Consider the following 8,034-nt stretch of genomic DNA (forward strand, 5'->3'; position numbering starts at 1 on the left):
CCCCGGGGGCACGCCCGCCGATCCGGCCGGGAACGGCGGCCGGCCGCTACTTCTTGAGCCCCTGCTTCACCAGCGGGGTGAACTGGTCCGGAGTCATCGGCGGATTGCCGTTGACCTCCAGCTTCTTCCCGTTGAGCTTGAAGGACGGGGTGCCGGTGATGTCCTTGGTGTCGTCGAACGACTTGGACATGGCCAGCGCCCACCGGTCGTAGGTGCCCTTCTTCACGGCCTTCTCGAAGGCCGCGTTGCCCTTCAGCTCCTTGACCTGCTGGGCGACGTCGATCAGCTTCTGGTCGTTGGCGAAGGCGTCGTCGGTCTCCGCCGGGTGGTTCTTCGGCGCGTACAGCGCCGCCTTGTAGTCCAGGAACGCCTGCGGGCTGACGTCGAGGGCCGCGCCGAGCGCGCTCAGCGCGTTCTTCGAGCCGGCGCCGGGCGCCTGCTTGTTGTCGTCGAGGAAGGTGCCCATCGTGAACTGCGCCTTGTAGGTGCCGTCCTTGATGTCCTTCTGCACGGTCGGGCCGGTGTACTGCTCGAACTGGGCACAGACCGGGCAGCGCATGTCCTCGTAGACGTGCAGGGTGTTCTTGGCCTTCTTGTCGCCGATGACGACCGTCGTGCCCTGCGGGCCGCTGGTGTTGGCGGGCTTCACGAACGCCTGCTTCTCGGCCGCCGACCGCCACTTCTGGTTGGCGTCGTCCGAGTTCATGTTGGTGACGGCGTAGCCGATGCCGCCGGCTATCGCGAGGACCGCGACGACCGCGCCGCCGACGAACATCTGGCGCCGCGTCCGCTCCCTCTTGGCCTGGCGCTCACGCTCGGCACGCAGCCGCTCGCGTGCGGCCTGCTTGTTCTGGTGGCTGTTGCGGTTGCTCATGATGGACTCGATCTCCGTGGGTGTGCGTCGTCGGGTGTGTGTACGGGGTGGGGAGCGCTCTGCTCAGGCAGCGGCCGAGCAGGGCGGTCCACGACGCACCACGGAGTGCACGAGGAGGGGGAGGGCCGGTGCCGGGCGCACCGGCCGGGCGGGCCGCGGGGCCGGGCGCAGGGGCCGGAACGCCGCGGCGCGGACCGCGGCGGCCAGCAGCAGCGGCCGGAAGGCGAAGGCAGCCAGGGCGCCCAGCAGCCGGCCCACGGCGGCCTCACCGCGCCGCAGCCACGCCGAGGCGAGCAGACCCACCGCGACATGCGCGGCGAGCAGCAGCCAGGGGGTGGCGGAGTTCACGGTGGCCGCCAGCGGGGTGGCGACGCCGTTCTGGGAGACCCCGGGCAGCGGACCGCCGAGATCGCCACCGCCGCACAGCACGGTGACCCCCATGGAGCGCAGGGAGCCCGCCACCGGGCCGCCGGACTCTCCGTAACACGCCTGCTGGCCGGTGGTGAAGATGGTGTCGGCGGCCAGCTCCAGCGGGATCAGCAGGGCGGCGATGGACCAGAAGCCCCGCTCCCGGCCCGCGAGGGCGTAGGCGAGGGCGAAGACGGCCACCGAGAGCGCGGCGACGGTACCCAGCGGCAGCGGGACCCGCGACAGCAGGACATGCGAGGCCGAGGACAGCGTGACGCACAGCGCGGTGAAGAGCGCCGCGCGCACTGCCCTCAGCTGCGGTCCGGTGCCGTCCATGACTTCGAATTCTGCCACGTTCACCCGTATGGGCCAGATGAAGAACCGGACCCGGTGGCTAGTCGTCCTTGATCCGCTGGTTCACCGCTTCCCGGAATTCCGCCGCGGTCACGGGGAAGGAGCCGCCGCTGCCCCGCAGCGGGGAGCCGTCCAGCTCGACGGTGGGGGTGCCGCTCACCCCGGAGGCGTCGAAGGCCGCGACCGCCTTCTTCGCCCAGGGGTCGTAGGTGCCCTCGCGCACGGCCGCCCGGAACGAGGCGTTCGTCCTGAGCGCGTGGACCTCCTGGGAGACGGTCAGCAGGTAGTCGTCGTCGGAGAAGGAGTCCTCGGACTCCTGCGGGTGGTGCTTGGCCGACATCAGGGCGGCCTTGTAGTCGAGGAAGGCGTCGGTGGACACGTCCAGGGCCGCCCCGAGGGCGCTCAGGGCGTTGGTGGAGCCGCTGCCGCCCAGGTTTTTGTCGAGGATGGCGGCGAAGTGGAAGGACACCTTGTACGTGCCGTCCTCGATGTCCTCGGCGATGGCGGGCCCGACCCCCTGTTCGAAGGCGGCGCACGGCGGGCAGCGGAGATCCTCGTAGAGGTCGAGGGTGTGGCCGGCGCCGGCCTCGCCGATCACCACGGTGGTGCCGTCCGGACCGGAGCTGTGGGCGGGTGTGACGAGCTTCCGCGAGCCCCCCGAGCCGTCCGAGCCCCCCGAGCCGTCCGGGCCGCCGGAGCCGGCCGGTCCCGAGGGGCCCTGGACGGCGTCGGCGGCGGAACCGGCCCCGGAGCCCTTGCCGTCATCCGTGATCACGAGGACGCCCGCGACCACGGCGGCGGCCACTGCCACCGCCACGACGGCGGTGAGCCCGGTCCTGCGGGGCCGGGCGTCCGGGGCGGGAGCGCCGCCCCACGGCCCGCCGCCCGGACCCGGTGGCCGGCCCGGCGGCGGGGGAGCGGGCGGGAAGCCCGGGGGCCGGTCCGGCGGCGGGGGAGGGCCCGCCTCCGGATTCCCCGGCTGCTGATGAGGATGGTGCTGCGGATTCGGCTCGCCCCCCGGCGGCTGCTGTCCAGGCCACATGACCGGAAACGATAGAGGAGCCGACGGGGGTGATGCTCACGGCCGTCGCCGGGGCCACGGCCCCGGGAGCGCTCGGCGGCCGGTGACGCTCGGCGGCTGGTGATCAGACGCCGGTGACCAGACGCCCGCTGTCAGCTGCCGTAGATCAGAGGCCGGTGATCAGACACCCGCTGATCAGCTGCCGGTGATCAGAGGCCGGGGATGCGGCCGTTGCGGAAGAGGTCCACGAAGATCTGGTGGTCGGCACGGGCGCGGGCACCGTAGGAGTGCGCGAAGTCCACCAGGAGGTCGGCGAAGCCGTCCTCGTCGGCGGCGATCACCGCGTCGATGGCGCGCTCGGTGGAGAACGGCACCAGCGAGTGGCCGCTCTGGTCGTCCGCGGCCGCGTGCATGGCGGCCGTGGCCCGCCCGAGGTCGGCCACGACCGCCGCGATCTCGGCCGGGTCGTCGATGTCGGACCAGTCGAGGTCCACCGCGTACGGCGACACCTCGGCGACCAGCTGCCCCGCCCCGTCCAGCTCGGTCCAGCCCAGCCACGGGTCGGCGTGGGCCTGCAGCGCGCGCTGGGAGATGACCGTGCGGTGGCCCTCGTGGCGGAAGTACGACCGCACCTGCTCGTCGGTGATGTGCCGGGAGACCGCCGGGGTCTGCCCCTGCTTCATGTAGATCACCACATCGTTCTCCAGGGCGTCGCTGTTGCCCTCCAGGAGGATGTTGTACGAGGGGAGCCCGGCACTGCCGATGCCGATGCCCCGGCGCCCCACGACGTCCTTGACGCGGTAGGAGTCGGGGCGCGCGAGACTGGACTCGGGGAGCGTCTCCAGATAGCCGTCGAAGGCGGCCAGGACCTTGTAGCGGGTGGCCGCGTCCAGTTCGATGGACCCGCCGCCGGCCGAGAAGCGCCGCTCGAAGTCGCGGATCTCGGTCATCGAGTCGAGGAGCCCGAAGCGGGTCAGCGAGCGGGCGTCACGCAGCGCGTCCAGCAGCGGGCCCTCCGCGGTCTCCAGCGTGAAGGGCGGCACCTCGTCGTCCTTGGCGCCGGTGGCCAGGGCGTGGACGCGCTCGCGGTAGGCGCCGGCGTACGTCCGCACCAGCTCGGTGATCTTCTCGTCGCTGAGCGCCTTGGTGTAGCCGATGAGCGCCACGGAGGCGGCGAAGCGCTTCAGGTCCCAGGTGAACGGGCCGACGTACGCCTCGTCGAAGTCGTTCACGTTGAAGATCAGCCGGCCGTTGGCGTCCATGTAGGTGCCGAAGTTCTCGGCGTGGAGGTCGCCGTGGATCCACACCCGGCTGGTGCGCTCGTCCAGGTACGGCCCGCCGGCGCGCTCCCGCTCCACATCGGAATAGAACAGGCAGGCGGTACCGCGGTAGAACGCGAACGCCGAGGCGGCCATCTTCCGGAACTTGACGCGGAAGGCGGCCGGGTCGGCGGCGAGCAGCTCGCCGAAGGCGGTGTCGAATACGGCGAGGATGTGCTCGCCGCGCTGCTCCGCCTGGGTCTGCTGGGTCGACATCGCGGAACGCCTCCTGAGGGCATGAGGGATCTGGTCGGGATGGCAGATACGACAGGGTATGTTCCGTCCCGCCGGGTGCGTGGGAAGAGCCGGACGACCCGTCGGGATCAACGCCCGAGGCTACTCGCGAGTGCCCGGCCGGTGTCAGTGCGGAGGGGTAACCTTCGGTGCTGGCTCCCCCTGCCGTCATCGATTGTTCGCCGGAGGTCTTCCACCGTGACCAAGCCGCCCTTCACGCACCTGCACGTCCACACCCAGTACTCGCTGCTGGACGGTGCGGCGCGGCTCAAGGACATGTTCAAGGCGTGCAATGAGATGGGCATGACCCACATCGCCATGACCGACCACGGCAACCTCCACGGCGCGTACGACTTCTACCAGCAGGCGACGGGCGCCGGGGTCACGCCGATCATCGGCATCGAGGCGTATGTGGCGCCCGAGTCGCGGCGCTACAAGCGGCGGGTGCAGTGGGGCCAGCCGCACCAGAAGCGCGATGACGTCTCCGGTTCCGGTGGTTACACCCACAAGACCATCTGGGCGGCGAACAAGACCGGTCTGCACAATCTCTTCCGGCTCTCCTCGGACGCCTATATGGAGGGCTATTTCGTCAAGTGGCCGCGGATGGACAAGGAGACCATCGCCCAGTGGTCCGAGGGCCTGATCGCCTCCACCGGCTGCCCCTCGGGCGAGTTGCAGACCCGGCTGCGGCTCGGCCAGTTCGACGAGGCCCTCAAGGCCGCCTCCGAGTACCAGGACATCTTCGGCAAGGACCGGTACTTCCTGGAGCTGATGGACCACGGCATCGAGATCGAGCGCCGGGTCCGCGACGGGCTCCTGGAGATCGGCAAGAAGCTGGGCATCCCCCCGCTGGTCACCAACGACTCGCACTACACCTACTCCCGCGAGGCGGAGGCCCACGACGCGCTGCTGTGCGTCCAGACCGGCAAGAACCTCTCCGACCCGGACCGCTTCCGCTTCGACGGCACCGGCTACTACCTGAAGTCCACGGAGGAGATGTACGCCATCGACTCCTCCGACGCCTGGCAGCAGGGGTGCGCCAACACCCTGCTGGTCGCCGAGCAGATCGACACCACCGGGTGGTTCGAGAAGCGCGACCTGATGCCGCGGTTCGACGTCCCCGAGGGGTACACCGAGGTCACCTGGTTCCAGGAGGAGGTCCGCAAGGGGATGGCCCGCCGTTTCCCCGGCGGCGTCCCCGAGGACCGCCAGAAGCTCGCCGAGTACGAGATGGACGTCATCATCCAGATGGGGTTCCCCGGCTACTTCCTCGTGGTCGCCGACTTCATCATGTGGGCCAAGAACAACGGCATCGCGGTCGGCCCCGGCCGTGGTTCGGCGGCCGGTTCGATCGTCTCGTACGCGATGGGCATCACCGACCTCGACCCGGTCGAGCACGGGCTGATCTTCGAACGGTTCCTCAACCCCGAGCGCGTGTCCATGCCCGATGTCGACATCGACTTCGACGAGCGCAGGCGCGGTGAGGTGATCCGGTACGTCACCGAGAAATACGGCCACGACAAGGTCGCCCAGATCGGCACCTACGGCACCATCAAGGCCAAGAACGCCATCAAGGACTCGGCCCGCGTCCTGGGCTATCCGTACGCGATGGGCGACCGCATCACCAAGGCCATGCCCGCCGACGTCCTGGGCAAGGGCATCCCGCTCTCCGGCATCACCGACCCCAGCCACCCCCGCTACAGCGAGGCCGGCGAGGTGCGCGGAATGTACGAGAACGAGCCGGACGTCAAGAAGGTCATCGACACCGCCCGCGGGATCGAGGGCCTGGTGCGCCAGATGGGCGTGCACGCGGCCGGCGTGATCATGTCGAGCGAGACGGTGACCGACCACGTCCCGGTCTTCTCGCCGAAGAACGACGGCCAGGTCGTGACCCAGTGGGACTACCCCACCTGTGAGTCGCTCGGCCTGCTGAAGATGGACTTCCTGGGCCTGCGCAACCTCACCATCATGGACGACGCCGTCAAGATGGTGCGCGCCAACAAGGGAATCGATCTGAAGCTGCTCGATCTGTCCCTGGACGACCCCAAGACCTTCGAACTGCTCTGCCGCGGTGACACCCTCGGCGTCTTCCAGTTCGACGGCGGCCCCATGCGCTCCCTGCTGCGCATGATGAAGCCCGACAACTTCGAGGACATCTCCGCCGTCTCGGCCCTGTACCGGCCGGGCCCGATGGGCATGAACTCGCACATCAACTACGCGCTGCGGAAGAACGGGCAGCAGGAGATCACCCCGATCCACCCGGAGCTGGAGGAGCCGCTCAAGGAGGTCCTCGGCATCACCTACGGCCTCATCGTGTACCAGGAGCAGGTGCAGAAGGCCGCCCAGGTGCTCGCGGGCTACTCGCTCGGCCAGGCCGACCTGCTGCGCCGTGCGATGGGCAAGAAGAAGCCCGAGGTGCTGGAGAAGGAGTTCGTCAACTTCCAGAAGGGCGCCCGCGACAAGGGGTACTCCGACGAGGCCATCCAGGCGGTGTGGGACGTGCTGGTCCCGTTCGCCGGATACGCGTTCAACAAGGCGCACTCCTCCGCGTACGGCCTGGTCACCTACTGGACCGCGTACCTCAAGGCCAACTACCCGGCCGAGTACATGGCGGCGCTGCTCACCTCGGTCCGTGACGACAAGGACAAGTCAGCGATCTACCTGAACGAATGCCGCCGCATGGGCATCAAGGTGCTGCCGCCGAACGTCAATGAGTCCGAGGCCAACTTCACCGCCCAGGGTGATGATGTGATCCTCTTCGGTCTTACGGCGGTCCGGAACGTCGGTCAGAACGTGGTGGAAGCGATCATCCGTGGCCGTAAGGCCAAGGGGAAGTACGCCTCGTTCCCCGACTACCTGGACAAGGTCGAGGCGGTCGCCTGCAACAAGCGCACCACCGAATCGCTGATCAAAGCGGGCGCGTTCGACGAGATGGGCCACACCCGCAAGGGGCTGATCGCGCACTACGAGGCGCTGATCGACAATGTGGTCGCGGTGAAGCGCAAGGAGGCCGAGGGGCAGTTCGACCTCTTCGGCGGCATGGGCGGGGACGGCGGGGACGGCGACGGGCCGGGTTTCGGCCTCGACGTCGAGTTCTCGGACGTCGAATGGGACAAGGCCTATCTGCTGGCCCAGGAGCGGGAGATGCTGGGCCTGTACGTCTCCGACCACCCGCTGTTCGGCATCGAGCACGTGCTGAACGAGAAGGCGGACGCCGCGATCTCCGCGCTCACCGGGGGTGAGCACGCGGACGGCGCGATCGTCACCATCGGCGGCATCATCTCCGGCCTCCAGCGCAAGATGACCAAACAGGGCAACGCCTGGGCCATCGCCACCGTGGAGGACCTGGCGGGCTCCATCGAGTGCATGTTCTTCCCGGCCACCTACCAGCTGGTCTCCACCCAGCTGGTCGAGGACGCGGTCGTCTTCGTCAAGGGCCGGCTGGACAAGCGGGAGGACGTGCCCCGGCTGGTCGCCATGGAGCTGATGGTCCCCGACCTGTCCGAGGCGTCGGCCAACGCACCCGTGACGATCACCATTCCCACGGTCAAGGTCACCCCGCCCCTGGTCGAGAAGCTCGGTGAGGTGCTCACCCACCACCGCGGCTCCACCGAGGTGCGGATCAAGCTCCAGGGGGCCCGGAAGACCACCGTGCTGCGGCTCGACCGGCACCGCGTCACCCCCGACCCGGCGCTCTTCGGCGACCTCAAGGTGCTGCTGGGGGCGTCCTGTCTGGCCGGGTGACCGCCCGGCCCCGCTGATCCGGCCCCGCTGATCCGGCCCCGGTGATCCGGCCCGGCCCGGCACGAGGGGCGCGCCCGACG

General features: G+C 69.4%; 5 protein-coding genes. 1 reads left to right on the plus strand and 4 read right to left on the minus strand.

What is annotated here, in order from left to right; all coding sequences use genetic code 11:
• Positions 1–46: 46 nt before the first annotated feature.
• The 4 genes from AXW62_RS37970 to AXW62_RS37985 all read right to left on the minus strand — a co-directional run bounded on the left by AXW62_RS37970 (position 47) and on the right by AXW62_RS37985 (position 4,192).
• Positions 47–874 (minus strand): DsbA family protein, encoded by an 828-nt coding sequence (locus AXW62_RS37970; RefSeq protein ID WP_030831701.1) that lies wholly within the window; start codon positions 872–874, stop codon positions 47–49.
• Positions 875–937: 63 nt separating this feature from the next.
• A complete protein-coding gene (locus AXW62_RS37975) occupies positions 938–1,618 on the minus strand; it encodes a hypothetical protein (protein ID WP_030831704.1) in 681 nt (226 codons plus the stop codon).
• A gap of 58 nt (positions 1,619–1,676) precedes the next feature.
• Positions 1,677–2,447 (minus strand): thioredoxin domain-containing protein, encoded by a 771-nt coding sequence (locus tag AXW62_RS37980; protein ID WP_159061057.1) that lies wholly within the window; start codon positions 2,445–2,447, stop codon positions 1,677–1,679.
• Between the two features lie 419 nt (positions 2,448–2,866).
• Positions 2,867–4,192, minus strand: coding sequence for a DUF2252 domain-containing protein (locus AXW62_RS37985; protein ID WP_060948378.1), 1,326 nt, complete (start codon positions 4,190–4,192; stop codon positions 2,867–2,869).
• A gap of 216 nt (positions 4,193–4,408) precedes the next feature.
• Here AXW62_RS37985 and dnaE point away from each other — a divergent pair, with 216 nt between their 5' ends.
• Positions 4,409–7,954 carry a DNA polymerase III subunit alpha gene (dnaE, locus tag AXW62_RS37990; protein WP_060948379.1) on the plus strand — a complete coding sequence of 1,182 codons (3,546 nt, stop codon included), beginning with the start codon at positions 4,409–4,411 and terminating at the stop codon, positions 7,952–7,954.
• Positions 7,955–8,034 lie beyond the last annotated feature (80 nt).

Source organism: Streptomyces hygroscopicus subsp. hygroscopicus, assembly GCF_001553455.1.
GTDB classification, from domain to species: domain Bacteria; phylum Actinomycetota; class Actinomycetes; order Streptomycetales; family Streptomycetaceae; genus Streptomyces; species Streptomyces hygroscopicus.

Coding starts and splice junctions, on each gene's coding strand:
- AXW62_RS37985 (WP_060948378.1), bottom strand. CDS start 4,192: ATGTCGACCCAGCAGACCCAGGCGGAGCAGCGCGGCGAGCACATCCTC.
- AXW62_RS37970 (WP_030831701.1), bottom strand. CDS start 874: ATGAGCAACCGCAACAGCCACCAGAACAAGCAGGCCGCACGCGAGCGG.
- AXW62_RS37975 (WP_030831704.1), bottom strand. CDS start 1,618: ATGGACGGCACCGGACCGCAGCTGAGGGCAGTGCGCGCGGCGCTCTTC.